The organism is Rhizobium leguminosarum, from assembly GCF_001679785.1.
Lineage (GTDB): Bacteria > Pseudomonadota > Alphaproteobacteria > Rhizobiales > Rhizobiaceae > Rhizobium > Rhizobium leguminosarum_R.
This window is the reverse complement of the sequence record NZ_CP016292.1, coordinates 153369-178730: the sequence shown is the minus strand read 5'-3', so window position 1 is coordinate 178730 and position 25362 is coordinate 153369. Positions and strand designations below refer to the sequence as shown.

Annotated in this window: 7 protein-coding genes and 8 pseudogenes; 5 read left to right on the top strand and 10 right to left on the bottom strand. The window is 61.2% G+C overall.

The features are described from left to right. Positions 1–260: 260 nt before the first annotated feature. The 3 genes and pseudogenes from BA011_RS39165 to BA011_RS45880 form a co-directional block, all read right to left on the bottom strand. Positions 261–1010 (bottom strand): annotated as a pseudogene (locus tag BA011_RS39165) (IS6 family transposase). Positions 1011–1223: 213 nt separating this feature from the next. Beyond that, a complete protein-coding gene (locus tag BA011_RS39160; protein WP_064245965.1) occupies positions 1224–1772 on the bottom strand; it encodes a hypothetical protein in 549 nt (182 codons plus the stop codon). Positions 1773–2523: 751 nt separating this feature from the next. After that, a pseudogene (locus tag BA011_RS45880) lies at positions 2524–2837 on the bottom strand (hypothetical protein). Positions 2838–3068: 231 nt separating this feature from the next. Between BA011_RS45880 and BA011_RS43840 the strand changes: the two are divergent. After that, positions 3069–3995 (top strand): annotated as a pseudogene (locus BA011_RS43840) (helicase-related protein); the annotation flags it as partial. Continuing rightward, positions 3996–4405, top strand: a pseudogene (locus BA011_RS39140) (transposase); the annotation flags it as partial. A gap of 26 nt (positions 4406–4431) precedes the next feature. Here the strand turns inward: BA011_RS39140 and BA011_RS39135 are convergent. Continuing rightward, a pseudogene (locus BA011_RS39135) lies at positions 4432–8913 on the bottom strand (amino acid adenylation domain-containing protein); the annotation flags it as partial. Between the two features lie 42 nt (positions 8914–8955). After that, positions 8956–10103, bottom strand: a protein-coding gene (locus BA011_RS39130) for an IS3 family transposase (RefSeq protein WP_130718853.1) whose coding sequence is annotated in 2 segments (ribosomal slippage) — positions 8956–9854 and positions 9854–10103 — 1149 coding nt in all. Because the reading frame shifts where the segments join, the coding sequence is not laid out codon by codon here. 301 nt (positions 10104–10404) lie between these two features. Between BA011_RS39130 and istA the strand changes: the two genes are divergently transcribed. Next, positions 10405–11958 (top strand): IS21 family transposase, encoded by a 1554-nt coding sequence (gene istA, locus BA011_RS39120; protein WP_065279982.1) that lies wholly within the window; start codon positions 10405–10407, stop codon positions 11956–11958. Between the two features lie 16 nt (positions 11959–11974). Next, the gene (gene istB, locus BA011_RS39115; RefSeq protein WP_065279981.1) at positions 11975–12751 is read left to right on the top strand and encodes an IS21-like element helper ATPase IstB; all 777 of its coding nucleotides are present in this window, start codon (positions 11975–11977) and stop codon (positions 12749–12751) included. A gap of 46 nt (positions 12752–12797) precedes the next feature. On the opposite strand, the pseudogene BA011_RS39110 reads toward istB, so the two are convergent. From BA011_RS39110 to BA011_RS39095, 4 genes and pseudogenes are all read right to left on the bottom strand, one after another. Further along, positions 12798–18212, bottom strand: a pseudogene (locus BA011_RS39110) (non-ribosomal peptide synthetase); the annotation flags it as partial. Positions 18213–18577: 365 nt separating this feature from the next. Further along, positions 18578–20101, bottom strand: a complete 1524-nt coding sequence (locus BA011_RS39105) for an ISNCY family transposase (RefSeq protein WP_065279116.1) — start codon at positions 20099–20101, stop codon at positions 18578–18580. Positions 20102–20217: 116 nt separating this feature from the next. Next, positions 20218–20562: pseudogene (locus tag BA011_RS39100) on the bottom strand (phosphopantetheine-binding protein); the annotation flags it as partial. A gap of 229 nt (positions 20563–20791) precedes the next feature. Continuing rightward, positions 20792–21385 carry a TlpA disulfide reductase family protein gene (locus BA011_RS39095; RefSeq protein ID WP_237352848.1) on the bottom strand — a complete coding sequence of 198 codons (594 nt, stop codon included), beginning with the start codon at positions 21383–21385 and terminating at the stop codon, positions 20792–20794. Positions 21386–22163: 778 nt separating this feature from the next. On the opposite strand from BA011_RS39095, the pseudogene BA011_RS39090 reads away from it, so the two are divergent. After that, positions 22164–23686, top strand: a pseudogene (locus tag BA011_RS39090) (transposase). Positions 23687–24377: 691 nt separating this feature from the next. Here the strand turns inward: BA011_RS39090 and BA011_RS39085 are convergent. After that, the gene (locus BA011_RS39085; RefSeq protein ID WP_064245951.1) at positions 24378–25355 is read right to left on the bottom strand and encodes a PDR/VanB family oxidoreductase; all 978 of its coding nucleotides are present in this window, start codon (positions 25353–25355) and stop codon (positions 24378–24380) included. Positions 25356–25362: the final 7 nt, after the last annotated feature.

Sequence of the window (25362 nt, the reverse complement as noted above, 5' to 3'; positions counted from 1 at the left end):
AACAACGCTTAAGCGATTGAAGCTTTTAGGTATCGAGATGGCGGCGAAGTATCCGATTTTGCAATGCGCGTTGCGGCTGTGGTGATCGCAGGGCACCTTAAAGTTAACCGACGGCTGATGAAGATGTGCGTACATGGGCCATGTCAGAAGTTGCTCGTGATCCGCTTTATCGTCGCCACCGCTTTCCCGCTGAGATCATTGCGCAGCGGGCGATGTCACGTTGTTTGATCAAGGTCGGAACAGGGCGCTTGTCTGAGACGTCAGGCGGTTGCGCCGGTCACGGCTTTCCACTGCGCCATGCGCGGATCCGATGGATGTGGATGGCGAGAGCTGCGCTTTTCTGGTGCGGGGGGACGAAGAGATTTCGGAGTGCCGAAAAGATCGATATGAACCGTTGCAAGCCGCCGACCGATCGAAATCCCTGCATCATCCGCTCCCGTTTTCGAAGCGGCACGTGAGAATTCTCGGCCCGATTGTTCAGGCCCTTGTGCGATCGATGTTCGACGGCGGGCATCACCTCCCGTCTTGCAGCACCATATGAGCGCAATTTGTCGGTGACGATCCGCTTCGGCGTCAGGCCTTGCTTCTTCAGCAGCCTGACCAGCAATCGCCTGGCGGCTTGGGTATCGCGGCGGGCTTGAACGATCTCGTCGAGAACGTAACCGTCCTGGTCAACGGCACGCCAGAGCCAATGTTTGCGGCCGCCGATGGAAATCACCACCTCATCCAGAGGCCAGATATCCTTTCGCGAAGGCCTCTTTCTGCACAACTGCTTGGCATAAGCCGTTCCGAATTTGCGACCCCATCTCCGGATCGTCTCATGGGAGACGACGATACCGCGCTCCAACAGCATCTCCTCGACCATCCTTAGGCTCAAAGGGAACCGAAAATACAGCCAGACCGCACGGGCGATGATCTGCGGTGGAAAGCGGTGGTTCTTGTAGCTTACGGTCGGACTGTTCATCCCAACCCGTTATCCCACAATCGTTAAGCCGCAGACAACGTGACATCGTCCTCGCGCGTTATTACCATGATCGCGCCTTACACCGCAGGTCAGGCCGCCGCTCGAATGGCGCCGGCCCGATCCTGTTGAACACATCTTCGACGCCGAGGTCTTCCGCTACTCCTCAGGACCCTCCGGTATCCGCGTGGTCGCCTTTACAACGGGAGGATGGGGCGACGTCTCCCGGAACTGTACGAATGTATTCGCCGCAAGCCGAGTCTCATTCTGATTGATCCTCATCCTGCGACGTTTTGGGCGGAGCCGGATAGCGCTTGCACTGCCCGATGTAGAAATTGGCGGTTTCCGCGTTGAGTCTGTTCTTGAGGAAGGCTTCTTGGAAACTGACCTCGCACTTTGAAATAATTTCGGGCAGGGCATTCAACCTGTCCAGGTAATCGCCCTCTTTTTCGTCGACGATTTTGACGTTGCATACCTTTTTCGGCTGGCCGGGGGCGAGCTTAAGGTTGTCGGGCCATTCGCCATCCAAGACCGAGTTTCCTTCACAGCTCGGCGTCCTCACCGTAATGTGCAATGCCGTGTCAGCGTTGAAAGTCAGGTGTATGTCGGGATTGTCGGATAGCTCGCAGACCCATAGTCTGTTCGTGCTCAGATGTCTGCACAACCCGGTCAGTGCGGCGTTTCCGTAAAGTGTGAGGGCTTGGCGCGTTGCAACGTTTGCCAGGGTTTCGCTGGCATAGCTGCAAGAGAAAGCGGAGAACAGCAAAACCAAATCGCTGATCTTTTTCATGCGCGACAAAGAAAACTTCATCGGAATGTCCTCTCGTTTTCGCACGACTGCGGAAGCAGTGTGGATGCGGCTGCCTTTCCGCCGCCTCTCATTAGCTTCAAGAGTGGTGCCAAGCAGGCCGATTGAGCTGACGAGCTGCTATTTCAGCGATGTGGGCGAAAAATACGGGGTTGAGGAGTAGAACGCCTGTCAGGGACTGTCACGTAACCGACAAAGGTGACGACGATGTCGTAAGTTGATTGTGACCAACAACCCGACCCCACCGGAAAACACTGGTGGCTGCCGGACATGATCCAACTCTGTCCAAATATCGCTGTCCCGGTTAGATCATGGACGATGATCAAGCGCCACACCGAGTGATCCCATCCATCAGGACGAGTATCCGCGGGTGTACTTCTCGCAGCAGAAGCCTACGTTCGCTGTATCGTCGGCAACCGAAAACGTAGGCGCTGGCGACTGAGGGTTCCCACGTGCCTCCGCCTGCAAACAGTGGTGTGCACCTATGGACAAGCGCCCCTTCGCGGCTGCGATTTCGTCGTCCCTTTTTCTGATTCGGCGATCATACGACCTGCTGAGGTCAACCGAAGGGTCTGAGGGCCTGTACCCTCAGGGGTCTACGAAAAGGGATCCCCCGTCGTCGTCGAGACAACGTGATGACTCTCCTGAAAAGTGATCGTTTCAGACTGTTTGCAGCAAGGAAAGGTCGTCCTGCCGGGTAAGCGCCGATCGCACGACGTGTCGAGTCGCGGGAGGGCCGGGTTGTCGGTATCGCTCATCTTTCCTCCTGGAGTTGCCAGCCCGCTTTCGGCTTGGGCCATCCCTTCTTTGCTGCCCGGAGATCCGCCTCCATTTCGGCCTTCCCCTTCGCTGCCGTAGGGCCAATTGCCCAGACTGTGATCCGCATGCGGCCCGCCCTGAAGACGAAGCGGCGTTCGGTGGCGTTCTTGCGGCGCTATATCCTGCGCGAAAGCACGCGCGTGCAGCCGACGGGGTAACGCTGTCTCGGAAAGACGATGGTTGCGACCGCCACCAGTCGTTAAATGCCACTTCGAAGGCGACGGTTTTGGGTTGCTCATGGTCAAGCATATCAATCTCGCTCGTATCTCGGCCGCCACGCGCGCGTGACGCCACGGCCCGTGGCGCCTTCGTCAATACTCGCAGCTAGCGAAGGTAGCGATTGCAGCATCGATGCCAGCGCAGATTGCACATCGCCTTTGTAATAAGCAAGAGCCTCTGCAATTTCCTCATCGCCACAGCTCCGCCAATGGCGCGTATCCGTGCGCGAAGTCTTCGGTTTTCAGATTGGCCGCGACGCCGACCTGCGGCTTTTCCGCCTATCGCTGGATCCGTGACGAGTTGGTCGGGCACGGGGTGCCGGCGGCGGAAATTGCCTTCATGCAGGATTACAAGAAGACCGAGGCCAAGCAGCGGCTGTTCGCCAACGTGCGCGCCGGGAAGGTCCGGGTCCTGCTTGGTTCGTCCGAGACCATGGCACCGGCGTCAATGCGCAGCTTCGCCTTAAGGTAATGCATCATCTCGACGTGCCGTGGCTGCCATCACACATCGAACAGCGCGAGGGCCGGATCATGCGTCAGGGCAACCAGCATGATGAGGTCGATATCTTTGCCTATGCCACGCAAGGATCCTTGGATGCGTCGATGTGGCAGAACAATGAGCGCAAGGCGCGCTTCATTGCAGCGGCGCTCTCCGGCGACACGTCTATCCGCCGGCTCGAAGATCTCGGTGAGGGTGCGGCCAACCAGTTCGCGATGGCGAAAGCCATTGCGAGCGGTGACGAGCGGCTGATGCAGAAGGCCGGGCTTGAAGCCGATATTGCCCTCGAAAGGCTGCGGGCCGCGCACGACGACGACCTCTTCGCGGTTCGCCGACAGATACCAGACGCTGAACGCGATATCGAAACGTCGACCCGGCGCATCAGCGACATTGGCGAGGACATTGCCCGTCTCGTGCCGACTGCAGGCGATGCATTTTCGATGGCCGTGCTCGATGCCGTCGAGAGGGATCACAAAACCGCCGGCCGTAACCTGATGAAGGAAATCCTCAACCTCGTCCAACTGCAGCAGGAGGACGAGATCGAACCCACCGATGCGCGCGAGCGGGATCTTAACGAGGGTGAACGGTTCGGACGTGGCGACCGCTATCACTATACGAACCGTGCTCCAGCCCACCGGCACCGATTACGAAATCGATCTTGCCGTCACCGTCACTCCCCTCGGTGCCGTATTGCTCAACCAGATCGATAGTCGGATCGGGCAGTTCACAGCCGACGGCGCCTATGACGGGAAGCCCACCTACGACGCGGTCGCCGACCACAGTGCGGCTGCCGTCATCGTCATTCCCCCGCGCGCCAACGCGATCGAACCAGCCGGCGATCAATCTCCCGGACAAAGGGATCAGCATATCCTGCAATCAGCAGAGACGGGCGAATGAAATGGCAGGTCTCCACCGGCTACAGCAAGCGCTCGCTGGTCGAGACTGCCATCGGCCGATACAAGTCCATCATCGGGCGGCGTCTGCGGGCTCGGTCGTTTCACACTCAGCAGACGGAAGTGGCCATCGGCTGCGCCGCCCTCAATCGTATGCTTGCATGCGCACGCCCTAAATCCATCCGCCGCAATGGGCCGACCACATAGATAGCCCCATCACAGATCAGATCCGCTCAAGTCCCGATCCATGCACCAACGCCAGAAGAAAGCAGTTTCTGAAGTTGGTGGCTATCAAATTCTTGAATAATCAAGCTGATGGAAGATTCACGGGCTAGCTCGGCCAATGTTGGCTTGGCGAACAGGATCGCCAGCGGCAGCTCCACTGCCAAGGCCTCTGTCAGCCGGACGAGCAGGCGCACCGCCAACAATGAGTGGCCGCCGAGCTCGAAGAAGTTGTCGTGGCGCCCGACCCGCTCGACGCCGAGAAGCTCGGCCCAGATCCCGGCCAGCAGCGTCTCGATCTCGCCCTGCGGCGCCTCATAGGCCCGACGCGCATAGGCATCGTCGTCGGGGACCGGCAGCGCCTTGCGGTCGAGCTTGCCGTTCACCGTCAGCGGCAGTGCTTCCAGCCGCACGAAGGCCGACGGCACCATGTAGTCCGGCAGCAGGCCACCCAGATGCGCCCGCAACGACGCAGCAAGCCCGGCGCCATCGGCTTCGGCCGAACCGTCCGTCGTCTTCACAACCACGTAGGCGACAAGCCGCTTGTCGCCCCCCGCATCCGCGTGCGCCACCACCGCGGCATCGCCGACAAGCTCATGCTCCAGCAGCCGGGCGGCGATCTCGCCCGGCTCGATGCGGAAGCCGCGGATCTTCACCTGGTCGTCGTTGCGGCCCAGAAACTCGAGATTGCCGTCCGGCAGGTAGCGCGCAAGGTCGCCGCTCCGGTACATCCGGGCATCCGCCTTGCCGCTGAACGGATCCGCCAGGAACCGCTCCGCCGTCAGATCCGGACGGTTCAGGTAGCCGCGCGCCACCCCCGCCCCGCCGATATAAAGCTCGCCAACCGCACCAAACGGAACCGGCTGACCATGGTCGTCAAGCACATAAAGCCGCGTGTTCGAGATCGGACGCCCGATCGGCACATTCGTCGATGCGGAAAGGTCTGCAGGGATGTCATGGAAAGCACAACCGACAACCGCTTCCGTCGGGCCATACTCGTTGACCATTCTAGCAGCCGGCTGGATCTGACGCCATAGCTCGACCGTCGAAGACGACAATGCCTCACCGCCAATGACGAGCACCTCCACCTGACTGGAACCTCCAGCCGACTGCAGCTGCTGTCCCAGAACATCCAGAAGGATCGGGGTGACATTGACCAGCCCGCACGGTGTGCCGACCCTCGACCTGATCCCCTCGACCTCGTCCCCCTCTTTCGTAAGCAATGCATGGCCGCCAGAGACCAAAGGCGCAAACAGGCTGTTGACCGTGGCATCGAAGGCGAGCGAAGAGGAGACGACGGAGGAGGATGTGGGAGCGTAGCTCTCACGAGCCCAGCTTAGATAATTGGTCATCCCGCGATGCTCGACCATGACGCCCTTAGGGGTGCCGGTGGATCCCGATGTGTAGATGACATAGGCGAGATGGCGCGCTGTCAGGCCGAGGGCATGCGGGTCGGGATCGTCAGCGGACTGGTCGGCCCAGGCGGGCGTGGCCGCATTGAGATCGACCACGCTCAGATCGGCGATTGCCTCGGCGCCGAGTGCGGCGCGTCCGGCGGCATCGCAAAGCAGCCGCCGCGGTGCGGCATCCTCGACAATCTGCCGCAGCCGCGCCGACGGATAGGCCGGGTCGAGCGGCACATAGGCGCCGCCGGCCTTGAGGATCGCCAGCAGTCCCACCACCATCGCCGGGCTGCGTTCCAGGCAGATCGCCACCGGCTGATCCGGCCTCACCCCGAGCCCGATCAGATGATGGGCCAGCCGGTTGGCATCGGCATTGAGCGCGCCATAGGAGATCGACTGCTCTTCGAAGACCAGTGCGACCGCGTCGGGCGCCCGGCGCACCTGCGCCTCGAACAGCGCATGCACGCAAAGATCCGACGGATAGTCCGCTTCCGTCCGGTTCAACTCCTCCAGCAGGTAGCTGCGCTCCTCAGCCGGAAGAATGTCGAGCTCGCGCACCGGCCTATCGGGCGCTTGCTCCAGCGCGTCGACCAGTTGCTCGAGCGCCCGCTGCATGTAGCCGCAGATCCGATCGGCGGAGATCGGTTCGACCGCATCCGCCGTGAGCCCCAGCTCCTGACCAAAATCATCCACCGACAATGTCAGCGGGTAGTTGGTCCGTTCCTCGTCCCCCAGCCATTCCATGCCGGACAGCACGTCGCTTGTTCCCTCGCCGGCCATGGCCGGCGTGTTGTGGCGATAGTTCAGCAGCGCACTGAACAGTGGCGCTGGTGCGGCAATATCGCTGCAGCGTTGCGCCAATGCCAGCGAGGCATGCTCGTGTGAGAGCAATTCGGCCAGACGGGCGTGGGCGATACGCACACTTTCCTCGACCCCGGTCTCATCCAGATCCAGCCGCAACGGCAAGGTATTCATGAACAAGCCCATGGTACGGTCGGCGCCGGCACCCGCATGCATGCGGCCGAACAGCACCGTGCCGAACACCACCTGCTCGCGCCCGCTGCTCAGCGCCATCACCTGGGCCCAGGCCAGATGGCAAAGGCTAGCCAGACTCACCCCCAGCCGCCGCGCCTGGTGGCGCAGCCGATCGTTGAGCGCCTCCGGCAGCATCCGCCGTGCCTCGCGGGATCCGCGGCCGTCGCCGTAGACCTCGCTCAGACCGAACGGCAGCGTCGGCTCGTCGATGTCGGCCAGCATCTCCCGGAAGAACGCTTCATGCGCTTTGGCATCCATGCCAAGCCGCGCCTGCGCCACCAGGTTGCGGAACGGCTGCGGCGTTGCAAGCTCATGCGCGCGCCCCTGCAGCACGGCCCGGACCTCGGCATACATCACTTCGGCCGTCGTATGATCGCCGATCAGATGGTGCTGCAACACCAAAAGCAGCCAGCGCCCACTGCCCGGTTCGCGCGCGATCACGAACCGCATCAGCGGCGCCCGGCCAAGGTCGAGACGGTACTGGCGCGGATCGAACCGCCGCCTGAGCTCATCGGCGCCGGAACCATCACAGCCCTCCAGCTCGACCTCGAGCACATCCAAGGACGCCTTGCGCCAGACAACCTGCGCCGGGCTCGACAGACCCTCCCAGACAAAGGCCGTGCGCAGAATGTCGTGGCGGTCGACCACCTGTTGAACCGCAGCAAGGTAGCGATCGAGCACACCCCGCTCGGCAAAGGCCATCTGCGACACCAGGAGATAGGGGTCACCCTGGGTTGCCAGCAAATGATGGAACAGAATGCCGTCCTGCAGCGGCGACAGGCCATAGATATCCTGGATATTGCCGACGCCGCCGGGCACCGTCGACACGATCCGGTCGATCTCCGGTTGGGTAAGATCGATCAGCGGCAGCATCTGCGGCGTGATCGCCGTACTCTGTTCCGTGATCGGGTTGGCAGGCACCGCCACCTCCCGGTGGCTGCCAAGATTGGCCGCCAGATCGGCAAGCATCGGCTTTGCAAATACGGTGCGAACCTCGACCCCGAGCGACAGCCGCCGCAGACGCTCCATCATTTGAACCGCCAACAATGAGTGGCCGCCGAGCTCGAAGAAGTTGTCGTGGCGCCCGACCCGCTCAACGCCGAGAAGCTCGGCCCAGATCCCGGCCAGCAGCGTCTCGATCTCGCCCTGCGGCGCCTCATAGGCCCGACGCGCATAGGCATCGTCGTCGGGGACCGGCAGCGCCTTGCGGTCGAGCTTGCCGTTCACCGTCAGCGGCAGTGCTTCCAGCCGCACGAAGGCCGACGGCACCATGTAGTCCGGCAGCAGGCCACCCAGATGCGCCCGCAACGACGCAGCAAGCCCGGCGCCATCGGCTTCGGCCGAACCGTCCGTCGTCTTCACAACCACGTAGGCGACAAGCCGCTTGTCGCCCCCCGCATCCGCGTGCGCCACCACCGCGGCATCGCCGACAAGCTCATGCTCCAGCAGCCGGGCGGCGATCTCGCCCGGCTCGATGCGGAAGCCGCGGATCTTCACCTGGTCGTCGTTGCGGCCCAGAAACTCGAGATTGCCGTCCGGCAGGTAGCGCGCAAGGTCGCCGCTCCGGTACATCCGGGCATCCGCCTTGCCGCTGAACGGATCCGCCAGGAACCGCTCCGCCGTCAGATCCGGACGGTTCAGGTAGCCGCGAGCCACCCCCGCCCCGCCGATATAAAGCTCGCCAACCGCACCAAACGGAACGGGTGCGCCATGACCGTCCAGAAGATAGATCCGCGTGTTCGCAATCGGACGGCCGATCGGCACATACCGGTGAGGCGCCTCAATTCTCGTGTCGGTAGGAAAGGTGGTCGCCCAAATTGTAGTCTCCGTCGGACCATAAAGATTTCTGAGAGATTTTACCCTTCTGCCGAGGTTCGAGGCCAGTTCTGAAGGCAACGCTTCGCCGCCACACAACGCACGTAAATCGGGCGCACCCTCCCATCCGGCGTCGAAGAGCATACGCCACGCTGCCGGGGTCGCCTGCATCACAGTTATCTTCTGATGGGATAGATACCGCTGCAATCCAATAGCACTGGTCCCGTGAGCAACAACGACGTTAGCTCCCACTGGCCTGCTGCCGGTTTATCGGACACGAGGTTAAGCTAATCCCACCTTTGTTTCAAAGTCATTGGGGCTGAGATAGCCCAGTGTCGAGTGGCGACGCTTCGGGTTGTAGAAGCGCTCGATGTAATCGAACACATCGGCTCTGGCGTCATTCCTCGTGCGATAAACCTTCCGTGCCGTTCTCTCCGTTTTCAGTGAGGAGAAGAAGCTCTCCATTGCAGCGTTGTCCCAGACATTTCCAGAGCGGCTCATCGAGCAGGTGATGCCGTGATCTCCCATGAGGCGCTGGAACTGCTCGCTGGTATATTGGCTGCCCTGGTCGGAGTGATGCAGCAGAGCATCTGGTTTTCCTCGACGCCATATCGCCATGATCAGCGCATCTGTGACGAGTTGGGCTGTCATGTTGGCATTCATCGACCAGCCGACGACACGGCGTGAGAACAGGTCGATGACGGCTGCGACATACAGCCAGCCTTCCGCGGTCCAGATATAGGTGAAGTCAGCCACCCATTTCTGGTTCGGACGGTCTGCCACGAACTGGCGGTCCAGCACGTTAGGCATGATGACGGCACGGTCACCGGCATCCTTTGGCAAGCCACGCCGCCTCGGTCTTGCCCTGAGCGCATTCAAGCGCATCAGCCGCTCAATACGATGGAGGCCACAGGATAACCCTTCCTCCAGCACATCGTGCCAGACCCGTCGGGCACCATAGGTGCGGTCGCTGGACTGGAAACTCTGCTTGATCCTTTCCAGCAGGACCTCGTCATGGCGTGCATGTTCGCTCGGAGAACGATTGAACCAGGCGTGGAAACCTGAACGAGAAACTCCCAGCGCTTCACAGAGCCATGCCACCGGCCAGATCGAGCGGTGCTTTGCAACGAACGCGAACTTCATATCGCGTCCCTGGCAAAGTAGGCTGCGGCCTTTTTTAGGATATCGCGCTCTGCCTTCAGCTTTGCGACTTCACGACGGAGCCGCTCGATCTCAAGCTGCTCCGGCTTCATTTGCCCTTTTCCAGGAAAGGATTGGCTGGGATCGTCGCCGTATTCCCGAACCCATTTGCGCAACACATTCTCGTGGACATCAAGATCACGGGCAGCCTGCGCAACGGCAACCCCACGCTCCCTGACCAGCTTCACCGCCTCAAGCTTGTACTCGCGGCTGAATATTCGTCTTTGCATTCATGCTCTCCGGTTTCAGGAGGAACACCTTAACCTCGTGTCCATGAAACCGGCAGCAGGCCACACGGCCAGTGGCAGACAGAGTTCGAGCCCCGCAATGTCGAAAGAGATCGTCGTGATCGCGAGGTGCGTGTTTCACTAATTTCGGGACAGCGATTCCGGTAATTCGCGGACAGCGATTTCAGTAAATACGGGACAGCGATTCCGCTAATTCCGGGACAGTCTCGGACGTGGATTTAAGGTCGATTTTCGCAAGCGCCGTTCTGGCAGATTGCCTCCTCATCATCGGTTGAGAGGGGCCATGCCAAGACGGAAGCAAGCGAGACGAACGACAGTGAAAGACATTCGATCGATACTGCGACTGACGCACGAGCAGGGCCTTTCGGTTCGCGCCGTTTCGGAACGCCTGAAGATCAGCAAAACCTCTGTGGCGACGTATCTGTTGCGAGCGAGGGAGACCGGACTTTCGGTCTGGCCGTTGCCTGCGGGCCTGGACGATGATGCCGCGCTGGAGCGACATCTTTTCCGGCGCGTTGGCCGGCCGCCACAGGACTTGGTCGAGCCGGATTGGCGGTCCGTTTCCGCCGAGCTGAAGCGCAAGGGTGTAACGCTGACGCTGCTCTGGCAGGAATACAGGGCGAGCCATCCCGACGGCTACGGCTACACATGGTTTTGCGACCGTTTTGCCGTCTTCGAACGCCGCGCTCACGCGACGTTCCGCAACCGTCATGAGGCGGGCGCGGTGATGCAGACGGATTATGCCGGCCACACCATCCCCATCATCGACCCTTCGACCGGCGTCATCCATTCGGCACAAATCTTTGTGGCGATGCTTCCCGCCTCGTCGTTGACATTCGCCTGTGCCAGCTTCAGCCAGAAACTGCCGGACTGGATCGAGGGCCAGGAACGCGCGCTGAGCTTCTTCGGCGGCGTCACGAAGGCGATCGTGTGCGACAACCTGAAGGCAGGCGTCGCCAAGGCGCTGTGGTTCGAGCCGACGCTCAACGCCACCTTCGCTGCTATGGCCGAACATTACGATACGACCATCCTGCCGACCAGAAGCCGCAAGCCGCGTGACAAAGCCAAGGTCGAAGGTGCAGTGCTGATCGTCGAGCGCTGGATATTGGCTCGCCTCAGAAACCGACGCTTCTTCAGTCTGGCTGATCTGAATGCCGCGATCTCGGTTCTGCTTGACGACTTGAACAACCGCCCGATGCGCCACATCGGAAAGTCGCGCCGAGACCTGTTCGAGGAGGTAGAGAGAAAGGCGCTTGCGCCGCTGCCAGCAACGCCGTTCGACTATGCGGAATGGAAATCGGCGAAGGTCCATCCCGATTACCATGTCGAGGTCGACAAGACCTTCTACTCTGTGCCGCACCGCTTGATCGGCCGACAGGTTGATGTGCGTCTGACCCACCGGGTGGTCGAGGTATTTCTCGATCACAAGCGGATTGCCAGCCATATCAGGCGTTCTCAGCGATCCGGGCATGTGACGGTCAACGAGCATATGCCCAAATCCCACCAGCGTTATGCCAACACGACGCCGGCATCGCTTTTGAACCAGGCGGCAAGGATCGGGGTGAACACCGCCATTCTGGTCGAGCGGATGATGCGCGATCGTCCTCATCCCGAACAAGGATATCGCTCGGCCTTCGGCATTCTGTCCCTTGCCCGCCGTTACGAGACGGATCGCCTGGAAGCGGCGTGCGAGCGGGCGCTGGTCATCAACTCCATCACCTATTCCTCTGTCGCCGCCATTCTCAAATCCGGTCTCGATCGAACCAAACCCCAGACAGACCCGGCAAAACCCACCCCGCCGCACACCAACATCCGCGGCGGCTCCTATTACCAGTGAAGGAAAGGAAAGACCCATGCTGACACATCCAACCCTCGATCAGATGCAGGCCCTTGGCCTTGCCGGAATGGCAACGGCCTATCGCGAACTTGCCGCTCAGAACAACAGCAGCGATCTCAGCCGCGACGAGTGGCTCGGCCTGATGCTCGATCGGGAAACGGCTCTGCGATCCGACAAGCGCCTGACCAACCGGCTTGCAGCTTCAAAGCTCCGCTTTCCCGACGCCTGCATCGAGAACATCGACTTTGCCGCTCATCGTGGTCTCGACCGCCGCAACACTCTGTCGCTTGCGCAAGGGGCGTGGTTGAAGGCACATGAGAATATGATCATCACCGGCCAGACCGGCACGGGAAAAACCTGGCTCGCCTGCGCCTTCGGCCGTCAGGCTGCCCGGCTCGATCATTCCATCCTCTACCTGCGTATGCCGCGTCTGTTCGAAGATCTGGGCCTTGCCAGGCTTGACGGCCGCTTTCCACGCCTGGTCGACAAACTCGCCCGCGTCCAGTTGCTGATCCTCGACGACTGGGGAACGCACACGCTCACAGATCAACAACGCCTCGACCTGCTGGAAATCTTCGAGGAACGCTATCGCCGGAAATCAACGCTCATCACCGCGCAGCTTCCTGTCGCCCAGTGGCATGACATGATCGGAGAACCGACCATCGCAGACGCAATCCTCGATCGGATCATCCACAATGCGCACCGCATTGCCCTTGAAGGCGACAGCATGCGACGGCAAAAAACACCATCCCACTTGACCGGCGCTGAAAACGGCGAAATCAATCGCTCATGACTTCAACCAGGCAGGCGAAAATCGACCACACCATGCTGTCCCGGAATTAGTGAAACCACTGTCCGCGATTTAGTGAAACGACTGTCCCGTTCTTCCGAAATACGCACGCGAGGAGTGAATCGCGCTCTGTGAGGCCCGATACATCTAAAAGAGCGCGTAGAACATTGAGAACACTTGCATGCTCGACCATGACGCCCTTCGGCGTGCCGGTGGATCCCGATGTGTAGATGACATAGGCGAGGTGGCGCGCTGTCAGGCCGAGGGCATGCGGGTCGGGATCGTCAGCGGACTGGTCGGCCCAGGCGGGCGTGGCCGCATTGAGATCGACCACGCTCAGATTGGCGATTGCCTCGGCGCCCAACGCCGCGCGGCCGGCTGCGTCGCAAAGCAGCAGCCGCGGGCCGGCATCGTCGAGCAACTGCCGCAGCCGTTCGCTGGGATAGGCCGGGTCGAGCGGCACATAGGCGCCGCCGGCCTTGAGGATCGCCAGCAGTCCCACCACCATCGCCGGGCTGCGCTCGACGCAGATCGCCACTGGCTGGTCCGGCCTCACCCCGAGCCCGATCAGATGATGGGCCAGCTGGTTGGCATCGGCATTGAGCGCGCCATAGGAGATCGACTGCTCTTCGAAGACCAGTGCGACCGCGTCGGGCGCCCGGCGCACCTGCGCCTCGAACAGCGCATGCACGCAAAGATCCGACGGATAGTCCGCTTCCGTCCGGTTCAACTCCTCCAGCAGGTAGCTGCGCTCCTCAGCCGGAAGAATGTCGAGCTCGCGCACCGGCCTATCGGGCGCTTGCTCCAGCGCGTCGACCAGTTGCTCGAGCGCCCGCTGCATGTAGCCGCAGATCCGATCGGCGGAGATCGGTTCGACCGCATCCGCCGTGAGCCCCAGCTCCTGACCAAAATCATCCACCGACAATGTCAGCGGGTAGTTGGTCCGTTCCTCGTCCCCCAGCCATTCCATGCCGGACAGCACGTCGCTTGTTCCCTCGCCGGCCATGGCCGGCGTGTTGTGGCGATAGTTCAGCAGCGCACTGAACAGTGGCGCTGGTGCGGCAATATCGCTGCAGCGTTGCGCCAATGCCAGCGAGGCATGCTCGTGTGAGAGCAATTCGGCCAGACGGGCGTGGGCGATACGCACACTTTCCTCGACCCCGGTCTCATCCAGATCCAGCCGCAACGGCAAGGTATTCATGAACAAGCCCATGGTACGGTCGGCGCCGGCACCCGCATGCATGCGGCCGAACAGCACCGTGCCGAACACCACCTGCTCGCGCCCGCTGCTCAGCGCCATCACCTGGGCCCAGGCCAGATGGCAAAGGCTAGCCAGACTCACCCCCAGCCGCCGCGCCTGGTGGCGCAGCCGATCGTTGAGCGCCTCCGGCAGCATCCGCCGTGCCTCGCGGGATCCGCGGCCGTCGCCGTAGACCTCGCTCAGACCGAACGGCAGCGTCGGCTCGTCGATGTCGGCCAGCATCTCCCGGAAGAACGCTTCATGCGCTTTGGCATCCATGCCAAGCCGCGCCTGCGCCACCAGGTTGCGGAACGGCTGCGGCGTTGCAAGCTCATGCGCGCGCCCCTGCAGCACGGCCCGGACCTCGGCATACATCACTTCGGCCGTCGTATGATCGCCGATCAGATGGTGCTGCAACACCAAAAGCAGCCAGCGCCCACTGCCCGGTTCGCGCGCGATCACGAACCGCATCAGCGGCGCCCGGCCAAGGTCGAGACGGTACTGGCGCGGATCGAACCGCCGCCTGAGCTCATCGGCGCCGGAACCATCACAGCCCTCCAGCTCGACCTCGAGCACATCCAAGGACGCCTTGCGCCAGACAACCTGCGCCGGGCTCGACAGACCCTCCCAGACAAAGGCCGTGCGCAGAATGTCGTGGCGGTCGACCACCTGTTGAACCGCAGCAAGGTAGCGATCGAGCACACCCCGCTCGGCAAAGGCCATCTGCGACACCAGGAGATAGGGGTCACCCTGGGTTGCCAGCAAATGATGGAACAGAATGCCGTCCTGCAGCGGCGACAGGCCATAGATATCCTGGATATTGCCGACGCCGCCGGGCACCGTCGACACGATCCGGTCGATCTCCGGTTGGGTAAGATCGATCAGCGGCAGCATCTGCGGCGTGATCGCCGTACTCTGTTCCGTGATCGGGTTGGCAGGCACCGCCACCTCCCGGTGGCTGCCAAGATTGGCCGCCAGATCGGCAAGCATCGGCTTTGCAAATACGGTGCGAACCTCGACCCCGAGCGACAGCCGCCGCAGACGCTCCATCATTTGAACCGCCAACAATGAGTGGCCGCCGAGCTCGAAGAAGTTGTCGTGGCGCCCGACCCGCTCAACGCCGAGAAGCTCGGCCCAGATCCCGGCCAGCAGCGTCTCGATCTCGCCCTGCGGCGCCTCATAGGCCCGACGCGCATAGGCATCGTCGTCGGGGACCGGCAGCGCCTTGCGGTCGAGCTTGCCGTTCACCGTCAGCGGCAGTGCTTCCAGCCGCACGAAGGCCGACGGCACCATGTAGTCCGGCAGCAGGCCACCCAGATGCGCCCGCAACGACGCAGCAAGCCCGGCGCCATCGGCTTCGGCCGAACCGTCCGTCGTCTTCACAACCACGTAGGCGACAAGCCGCTTGTCGCCCCCCGCATCCGCGTGCGCCACCACCGCGGCATCGCCGACAAGCTCATGCTCCAGCAGCCGGGCGGCGATCTCGCCCGGCTCGATGCGGAAGCCGCGGATCTTCACCTGGTCGTCGTTGCGGCCCAGAAACTCGAGATTGCCGTCCGGCAGGTAGCGCGCAAGGTCGCCGCTCCGGTACATCCGGGCGCCGGCCTTGCCGCTGAACGGATCCGCCAGGAACCGCTCCGCCGTCAGATCCGGACGGTTCAGGTAGCCGCGAGCCACCCCCGCCCCGCCGATATAAAGCTCGCCAACCGCACCAAACGGAACGGGTGCGCCATGACCGTCCAGAAGATAGATCCGCGTGTTCGCAATCGGACGGCCGATCGTTTCGACAACAGCCTGTCCCCTCGGCATGCAAATCCAAGTCGAGTACGTCGTTGTCTCCGAAGGGGCGTACAGAGTGCAAATCTTCTGGACGCGCGTGCTCTCGAATATCCTCTCGATTAGGTCTGCCTTCACCCGCTCGCCCGCCAAATTGATGACGCTTGCCGATGCCGGCACGGCTTTCTGGTTGACCAGAGCGGTAATCGCCGAGGGGACCGTGTTGATCAAGGAGGCATCCACGGACGTTCGGGCCAGCTTCAGTGCATCCTCGACGAGGTACAGCTTGCTTCCCTGCGAAAGCGGAAGGAAACACTCGTAAACGGACAGATCAAAACAGACCGAGGTCGAGAATAGCGTGCGCCTGATCTCTGATTCGGCAAACACGCCGCCACTCCAATGCAGCAGGTTCACTGTGTTCCGATGCTCGACCATGACGCCCTTCGGCGTGCCGGTGGATCCCGATGTGTAGATGACATAGGCGAGGTGGCGCGCTGTCAGGCCGAGGGCATGCGGGTCGGGATCGTCAGCGGACTGGTCGGCCCAGGCGGGCGTGGCCGCATTGAGATCGACCACGCTCAGATTGGCGATTGCCTCGGCGCCCAACGCCGCGCGGCCGGCTGCGTCGCAAAGCAGCAGCCGCGGGCCGGCATCGTCGAGCAACTGCCGCAGCCGTTCGCTGGGATAGGCCGGGTCGAGCGGCACATAGGCGCCGCCGGCCTTGAGGATCGCCAGCAGTCCCACCACCATCGCCGGGCTGCGCTCGACGCAGATCGCCACTGGCTGGTCCGGCCTCACCCCGAGCCCGATCAGATGATGGGCCAGCTGGTTGGCATCGGCATTGAGCGCGCCATAGGAGATCGACTGCTCTTCGAAGACCAGTGCGACCGCGTCGGGCGCCCGGCGCACCTGCGCCTCGAACAGCTCATGCACGCAAAGATCCAACGGATAGTCCGCTTCCGTCCGGTTCAACTCCTCCAGCAGGTAACTACGCTCCTCAGCCGGAAGAATGTCGAGCTCGCGCACCGGCCTATCGGCATCGGCAACCATCGCCCGCAGCAGCGCCAGCAGATACCCACATTGCCGCTCGATCGTCGCCCGGTCGAACAACGCCGTCGCATAACCCAGAGTCCCATCGATGACCTCGCCTTGCTCTCCCAGGTTCAGTTCCAGTTCGAACTTGACCTGATCAAGCCCCTCGCCCGCAGCCTCTACCCGCAGCCCCGGCAGGTCCAATGACCCGACGGTGTTGTTCTGCCAGGCCAGTCCCACCTGGAACAACGGCGTGCGATCGAGAGCCCGGGGCGGCTGAACGATCTCCACCACCTGCTCGAACGGCAGGTCCTGATGATCCTGTGCAGTCAAGGCCGCGCGCCGCGCCCGTTCCAGGAGATCTGATACACTCGGCTCGCCGGACAGATCGATTCGAACCGCCAGCGTGTTGACGAAGAAACCGATCAGATCCTCGAGCTCGCGGTGACGACGATTGGCCGTTGGCACACCGATCACGATATCGTCCTGCCCGGACAGGCGCGACAGCACCGCAGCCCAGGCCGCCAGCACCGTCATGAACAACGTCGTGCCATGCTGCCGGCTCAGCCGCCTGAGCCCGCGCGTCAGAGCCCGATCGATGACAACCGGCACGCTGGCTCCGGCAAACGACTGCTGTGCCGGCCGCGGTCGGTCCGTCGGCAGCGCCAGACGGGCCGGGGCGCCAGACAGGGTGTCGCGCCAATACTGCGCCTGACGCTGCAGCCGCTCGCCGGACAACCATTGCCGTTGCCAGGCGGCATAATCCGGATACTGGATCGCCAGCGGCGGCAAAGGATCGTCCTCTCCAGCCTCAAACGCGCGGTAAAGGCTGCTGAGCTCGCGCACCAGCACTCCCATCGACCAGCCGTCCGAGACTATGTGATGCTGCGTCAGCAGAAAGACGTGCTCCTCATCCGCCAGCCGGATCAGCCGGCCGCGGATCAGCGGCTCGCGCGCCAGATCGAAAGGCGTGCGCGCCTCTTCTTGGCACAGATCCAAAAGCGCGGCTTGCGCATCCGGCCTCTCCCGCAGATCGTGCTCGACCAACGGCAATCCCCTGTCCCCGGACAAAATCTGGACCTGCGGTTCATCCTCTCCGGCAACGAACGTGCAGCGCAGCGCCTCGTGACGGGCAAACAGGCGGTCAAGGCTGCGCCGCCAGGCGACACCGTCGAGCCTGCCCTGCAGTCGCCACCCCAGGGGAATGTTATAGTTCGTGCTGTCTTCGTCCAACTGTGACAAGAACCAGAGACGCTGCTGCGAATAGGACAGCGGAAGCGCACCATCACGGCTGATTTTCGGGATCAGTGTGGCTTTTAGGTTGCTGCCTCGACTTCGCGCTCTGGCCAGGGAAAAGAGCTTAGCTAAGCCGTCTGAATCCAGTTCTTCTAATTGGTCGATGACAAAATGCGTCATTTCAGACTCCTGGAAGAAAGCAGTTTCCGAAGTTGGTGGCTATCAAATTCTTGAGTAATCAAGCTGATGGAAGATTCACGGGCTAGCTCGGCCAATGTTGGCTTGGCTGCGCGGCGACAAACAAGGTGAGACTCGTATTGCCTCACCCAAGAGTGTTCCCGGAGAATAATGCCGTTGCCTCACTCGGATGTTCTCGAATGCCTCACGGGTTGTTACGATCTTGTCCCCGCACCTGGTGCAAGGTGACGGAGGTAGCGAAGCCGCTCGCGAGCGCGCCCTCAATAGCGCTGTAGCGAGCGGGCGGCTTCGCGGGCGTTCATCATGTTTTCCGCGGGTTGTCGAAGGCCAACCTGGCGGTAAGAGCCTCACTGCACGACCTCTACGTTTTGCGTCTGCCGCGCGGCATCGGCGAATGGCCCGAACACCAGCGCATTGGCCTGTGTACTGCGCCAGATCTTCATTCGACGCTGCACGGTCCGAATGAGGCCGTCGGGATACACGCCGGGGTATTTGACCTGCAAGCGTTCAAGCAACTCTCGCGAAGTTCGCCAAGGCTCCGCCTCGAACCAATCCTCGAGTTCGGCAGTGACGGCGAGTAGAGGATCGGGCCTCCGCCGCTCTCGCTTGGCCGCTGGCTTGGAGCGGGCAGTCGGTTTCACTTCACCACCACGCCAAGCAATCCGTAAGCCAGACAGAAAGTCTTCGAGCGGTAATGCCTCGCCGTCGGTGGCAGGCGGACCATCAGGCTTGTCAGCAATTTCGACCAATCTCTCTTGTGCCAGCCGTATGTCGCGGAGCAGCCGAACCGGATCGAGCGTCAGGTACATCGCCTTGAGCCGAAGGCATGTATCCTCCGGCGTGCGTGCGTCGTCAAGCAGCCGCTGATAAGGCGTGGCGGGACGATGATAGCGCTTGATCACCTTGGCTCCGTCACGGTGCTTTTCTTTCAGCTTGAATGATGGCTGAAAGAAATTCACGAACAACCGCATTGAGGAATAAAGCTTGGCCAGCTCCCGGGTGGCTCGCAGCCCCTCGAAGCGTCGGTATCCAACGATCTTGCGCACGATCGCGCCATTCTTCTGCTCGACAAATGCCTGGTCGTTCTTTCGGTAGGGGCGGCAACGGGTGAGTTCGATATTATCTCGCAAGCAATACTCATGAACGCTCTCGTTCATGAACACACTGTCGTTGTCGGTGTCGAAGCCCAGCAGCGGGAACGGCAGCAACTTGCGCAGTTCGGTCAACGCAGTGATCAGTACCGTTTGCTCGCGAACCAGCAGCGGCGCGCATTCCGTCCAGCCCGTGGCTATATCGGTCAACACCAGCGTTTGCGAGAAGGCACCTCTCGCGTACGGGCCGGAATGAGAAACGAGATCAGCCTCGACAAAGCCGGGTGCGGGGTCATCCCAATCCGAGAACGTTCGAACGGGAACACTACGCCGAATCGCCGTTGATCCTTTCCGGCGCCGCGGACCCGTGGCGCTCGCTTTAATCTCCTTGAGGACTCGATCAATCGTCGCTGGGCTCATCGTCAAGAGTTGCCGGCGCGTCTCGCTATTCATATCGCCATGTCCATGACGTTCCATCGCTTCGATCAGTGTTGGCAACAGGGGGTGTAGTCGCTTGCCGCAAATTCGATCCGACGCCTCCCAAACAACGACGAGCGCCGCCCGCACGTCATCGCCGTAAACCCGGCGCCCTGGCCGAGGACCACCCTTCGCCGGTTCGCGTTCTCCTCGCAGCAGTCGCATCGCATGCTTGCGATGAAAGCCCGTGAGCGCCACGAACTCGTCCAACATCCTCGCCTTCTCGGCCCGCCCGCCTAACACATAGCGACAACTGATCGCCGCCACCAATTCCACACGTGTCGCCATGCTTACCTTCCTCATCAAAGCTCCCGAGGTTGATTCGTCGGGAGCAATTTAGATGAGGCAATAACCCATTCTCAGGGAGCAGTTCAGGCGAGGCAATGCGGCGTCTCATCCTGATCGTCGCGCTATAGCTTGGCGAACAGGATCGCCAGCGGCAGCTCCACTGCCAAGGCCTCGGTCAGCCGGACGAGCAGGCGAACCGCCAACAATGAGTGGCCGCCGAGCTCGAAGAAGTTGTCGTGGCGCCCGACCCGCTCGACGCCGAGAAGCTCGGCCCAGATCCCGGCCAGCAGCGTCTCGATCTCGCCCTGCGGCGCCTCGTAGGCCCGACGCGCATAGGCATCGTCGTCGGGGACCGGCAGCGCCTTGCGGTCGAGCTTGCCGTTCATCGTCAGCGGCAGTGCTTCAAGCCGCACGAAGGCCGACGGCACCATGTAGTCCGGCAGCAGGCCACCGAGATGCGCCCGCAACGACGCAGCAGTCTCTCCCGATGAGGGGTTGCTCTTCCGCTTCTTTGGCGTTTGCACAAATACGGCTTGGTCGCCACTGTCCTCCTTCCTCTGATGTCAATAACAGTCGTTTAGCCGGCATAACTGACAGCAGCCTGAAGAGCTCGGCATTATTTCCGTCCCGCGCGAAGTTTGCTTGCCGGGCATGGAGGCGCCAGCGTCCACCTCCGTTACTCGTTCAGCAGCAAAGCCGATCATCTCACTTAATCTCTATCGCCGCCGAGATTCGATCACGGAACGCTATCTCCGCAGCATAAGTCTCGCCTTCAGCAATCCGCTCCTTGTCGGCCTTTTTCGCTTTCGCGCTGGTGCGCCAACTGCCGTCAATCACTTTTGGCAGAACGTCCTCGAGTGAGTTCGAATCTTCGATAAAGGCGATGCTACCGTCTCGGTCGACAATGAACGCCTGTGGAACATGGAAAATCAGGCTGGCTTCCAGCCAATGCTTAGCCATTTCGCCTGAGTGTTCGAACGCGATCCGTATGTTCGTATTCGGGAGCCATTTGGTTACCCATGCGTCCACCTGAGCTCGGGCCTCGTCAGCCGTAGCAGCTTCCTCATTTGCTGCGACCCCGATGACCTCAACTCCCATGTCGCTGTATTCCTCCTGCAGCTGCGCCGCGTCGGACAGCGCCGGCCCGCAAGGTCCACAGGTAGTCGAAAAGAACTCAAGGATGTATATCTTGCCGGGCTGGAAGTTGGAAAGCGGATCGCCGCGCAGCCAGTCCTGCACGTCGATCAACGGGGCTGGAGAGCCGCTATTCAAACTAGAGGTCATGTTCTTCTTCTCCACAGTGTTTCCCCCCGCTTCGTGCGCCAGGAATGAGCGTGTTAAGGATCAAGTCGAGTTGCTTCGATTTCACAACGCGGCGCGTGTTCCATCTGTTGGACAATAAACGCTGGTGATCTCGTCTTCTGAAATGGCTTCTGCGGGTGCGGGCCGACAGTATCCTTCTTTTGGGAGAGCGCCGATGTCCCCGTCGTGACAGGACGACGCCCACTTGATGCAGATGGAGCAGGAGCGACGACGTTGAGGGTTTACTCGCCGGAGACGCCGAAGATGTCCTCGACCCCCTCGTTCTCAATCGCCGAGCAAGGAGGTCGGACCCCTTGACCATGCGCAGATTCTCAAAATGTCCCACAATTGCCACCTGACGGTTTTCTATATGTATGACGTCCGTATTCTGTCAGGACGATATAGACGCGTTATTCAGGCCGGTCAATAGTCAATATGCTGCCGCGCGGAAGGCCTTTCGTGCCTCATTGAATTTTCTCTTAGTGAAAGGCGCAGCGAGACAATTTCCTCAGCGATCCGCTCCGCGGTCCGGCGTGGGCTCGTCCTTCGGCCGGGACGAACGATCCCCCATGTCGGCGGGCAATTCGTGGTCCTTGCCACCATCCTCATGGTCTTGGCCAGCCACTCGGCCAGCTTCGCGTCATCGGGCGCGAAGAGGGCAGACGGCGTTGTCACGTTGTTTGAATGTGGCGCATTGCCTCGCCTGAACTGCTCCCTGAGAATGGGTTATTGCCTCATCTAAATTGCTCCCGACGAATCAACCTCGGGAGCTGTGATGAGGAAGGTAAGCATGGCGACACGTGCGGAATTGGTGGCAGCGATCAGTTGTCGCTATGTGTTAGGCGGGCGGGCCGAGAAGGCGAGGATGTTAGACGAGTTCGTGGCGCTCACGGGCTTTCATCGCAAGCATGCGATGCGACTGCTGCGAGGAGAACGCGAACCGGCGAAGGGTGGTCCTCGGCCAGGGCGCCGGGTTTACGGCGACGACGTGCGGGCAGCGCTCGTCGTTGTTTGGGAGGCGTCGGATCGAATTTGCGGCAAGCGACTACACCCCCTGTTGCCAACACTGATCGAAGCGATGGAACGTCATGGACACGGCGATATGAATAGCGAGACGCGCCGGCGACTCTTGGCGATGAGCCCAGCGACGATTGATCGGGTCCTCAAGGAGATTAAAGCGAGCGCCACAGGTCCGCGGCGCCGGAAAGGATCAACAGCGATTCGGCGTAGTGTTCCCGTTCGAACCTTCTCGGATTGGGATGACCCCGCACCCGGCTTTGTCGAGGCTGATCTCGTTTTTCATTCCGGCCCGTACGCGAGGGGTGCCTTCTCGCAAACGCTGGTGTTGACCGATATAGCCACGGGCTGGACGGAATGCGCGCCGCTGCTGGTTCGCGAGCAAACGGTACTGATCACTGCGTTGGCCGAACTGCGCAAGTTGCTGCCGTTCCCGCTGCTGGGCTTCGACACCGACAACGACAGTGTGTTCATGAACGAGAGTGTTCATGAGTATTGCTTGCGCGATAATATCGAACTTACCCGTTGCCGCCCTTACCGAAAGAATGATCAGGCATTTGTCGAGCAGAAGAATGGCGCGATCGTGCGCAAGATCGTTGGATACCGACGCTTCGAGGGGCTGCGAGCCACCCGGGAGCTGGCCAAGCTTTATTCCTCAATGCGGTTGTTCGTGAATTTCTTTCAGCGATCATTCAAGCTGAAAGAAAAGCACCGTGACGGAGCCAAGGTGATCAAGCGCTATCATCGTCCCGCCACACCCTTTCAGCGGCTGCTTGACGACCCACGCACGCCGGAGGATACATGCCTTTGGCTCAAGGCGATGTACCTGAGCTCGATCCGGTCCGGCTGCTCCGCGACATACGCCTGGCACAAGAGAGATTGGTCGAAATTGCTGACAAGCCTGATGGTTCGCCTGCCACCGACGGCGAGGCCTTACCGCTCGAAGACTTTCTTTCTGGCTTACGGATTGCTTGGCGTGGTGGTGAAGTGAAACCGACTGCCCGCTCCAAGCCAGCGGCCAAGCGAGAGCGGCGGAGGCCCGATCCTCTACTCGCCGTCACTGCCGAACTCGAGGAATGGTTCGAGGCGGAGCCTTGGCGAACTTCGCGAGAGTTGCTTGAACGCTTGCAGGTCAAATACCCCGGCGTGTATCCCGACGGCCTCATTCGGACCGTGCAGCGCCGAATGAAAATCTGGCGCAGTACACAGGCCAATGCGCTGGTGTTCGGGCCATTCGCCGATGCCGCGCGGCAGACGGAAATTATAGAGGTCGTGCAGTGAGATCATTACCGAACAATACAGGATCGGCATCCGCGCTCTTACCGCCAGGTTGGCCTTCGACAACCGACCCCACCGGAAAACATGATGACCGCCCGCGAAGCCGCCCGCTCGCTACAGCGCTATTGAGGGGCGCGCTCGCGAGCGGCTTCGCTACCTCCGTCACCTGCACCAGGTGCGGGGACACGATCGGAACAACCCGTGAGGCATTCGAGAACATCCGAGTGAGGCAACGGCATTATTCTCCGGGAACACTCTTGGGTGAGGCAATACGAATCTCACCTTGTTTGCCGCTACGCATTCAGGAAGCCGAACTCGACTACCTCACCCATTCTCGTGCGGCCGAGACGGTGCTGGCGGAAAACTACGTGGGCCTGCTATTGAGCGGCCGCGACTGCGTCCGCACGTCTTGGGTTGCCTCCGGATCCTCATTGTTTTCCGCCAACTGAGCCCGGATTGAAGTTTGCCGCACCCTCCCGCAGATATGCAAAAAACAAATCTGCAAGAAGGGACCGCCCGTCTGACGTAGAAAGACATAGCATATGAAATCACGTCTTTCGGACGGCGAGTACCCTTGAAATCGATCGTGATCGGGGAAATCAACCGCCTGCGATCTTCAACGTTGATTGATGCCATGATCAATCAGGCCGCAAACGGTCCGAAAAGCCTGCGACAGAACCCAATTTAAGCTCAATCAAAGTGGTGCGCTTTGATATCCAGTATCGATCGAGATCGTGCCGCCCGGCGCCCTCGAAACGCAAGCGCACATTCTGACATTTTGTGCCCGCTCGGTTGGAGAGAAGAACACGTCGCGATGGTCAATCGTCGCCTCATGATCAAGGACGCCGACGGCGCAGAGGCCACATTCGCCGCGCTGGCAGTCATAGACCATGTCGACGCCGGATTGCAGAAGCGCCTCGAGCATACTCTGGTCTGGGCGCACCTCGACGGTCTTTCGCAGGGCCGGGATTTCCACCCAGAACGCGCTTTCGCCATAGTGGCCGCTGTCTCCGAATACCTCGAAGCGGAGCCTGCTCATCGGCCGCCCCGCCCGCTGCCATGCAGCCTTCGACGCATTCAACAGGCCGATCGGGCCGCAAACATAGCTTTCGGCGTCCAAGGGCAGGCGGGAAAATTCCGCATCGAGATCGAAACTGCGCCCTTCTTCCTCGACAAACAGTTCCAGATCGCCACCGAGCAATGTTTCCAGCTCATCACGGAACGCCAGCTGCGCCTGGCTCCTGCCGCCATAGATCATCCGCACGCTCTGGCCGCCGCTGATGAGCGCGGGTGCCATGCCGAAGATCGGCGTGACGCCGATCCCGCCGGCGATCAGCAGATAGTGGGAGGCTCGCCAGGACAACTCAAAACGGTTCTCCGGCGTGGTCATCTCCGTCACGTCGCCGGGGTTCAACGACCACACCCATGCCGAGCCTCCCCGGCTGTTGGGGTGCAGTTTCACGGCAATCTTCAGCGTGCCCGGCGCGCTGGGCAGGACCGTGTAGGTCCGTATTGCCGGCGCATCGTGGATCATGACGCGGATATTGGTGTGCGAGCCCGGATCGAAAGCCGACAGCGGCCCATTCACCGCGAAGGTCACGGCGCGCACGTCCTCGGTCGGATGGGCGATGTCGATGACGCGGGCCTGCCGCCATTCCTGCCTCGAACGCATGTATTCC

Bases quoted from the DNA above. Each gene is read 5' to 3' on its own strand.
- istB (WP_065279981.1), top strand. From the start codon at position 11,975: ATGCTGACACATCCAACCCTCGATCAGATGCAGGCCCTTGGCCTTGCC.
- BA011_RS39085 (WP_064245951.1), bottom strand. From the start codon at position 25,355: ATGCGTTCGAGGCAGGAATGGCGGCAGGCCCGCGTCATCGACATCGCC.
- BA011_RS39160 (WP_064245965.1), bottom strand. From the start codon at position 1,772: ATGAAGTTTTCTTTGTCGCGCATGAAAAAGATCAGCGATTTGGTTTTG.
- istA (WP_065279982.1), top strand. From the start codon at position 10,405: ATGCCAAGACGGAAGCAAGCGAGACGAACGACAGTGAAAGACATTCGA.
- BA011_RS39105 (WP_065279116.1), bottom strand. From the start codon at position 20,101: ATGAGGAAGGTAAGCATGGCGACACGTGTGGAATTGGTGGCGGCGATC.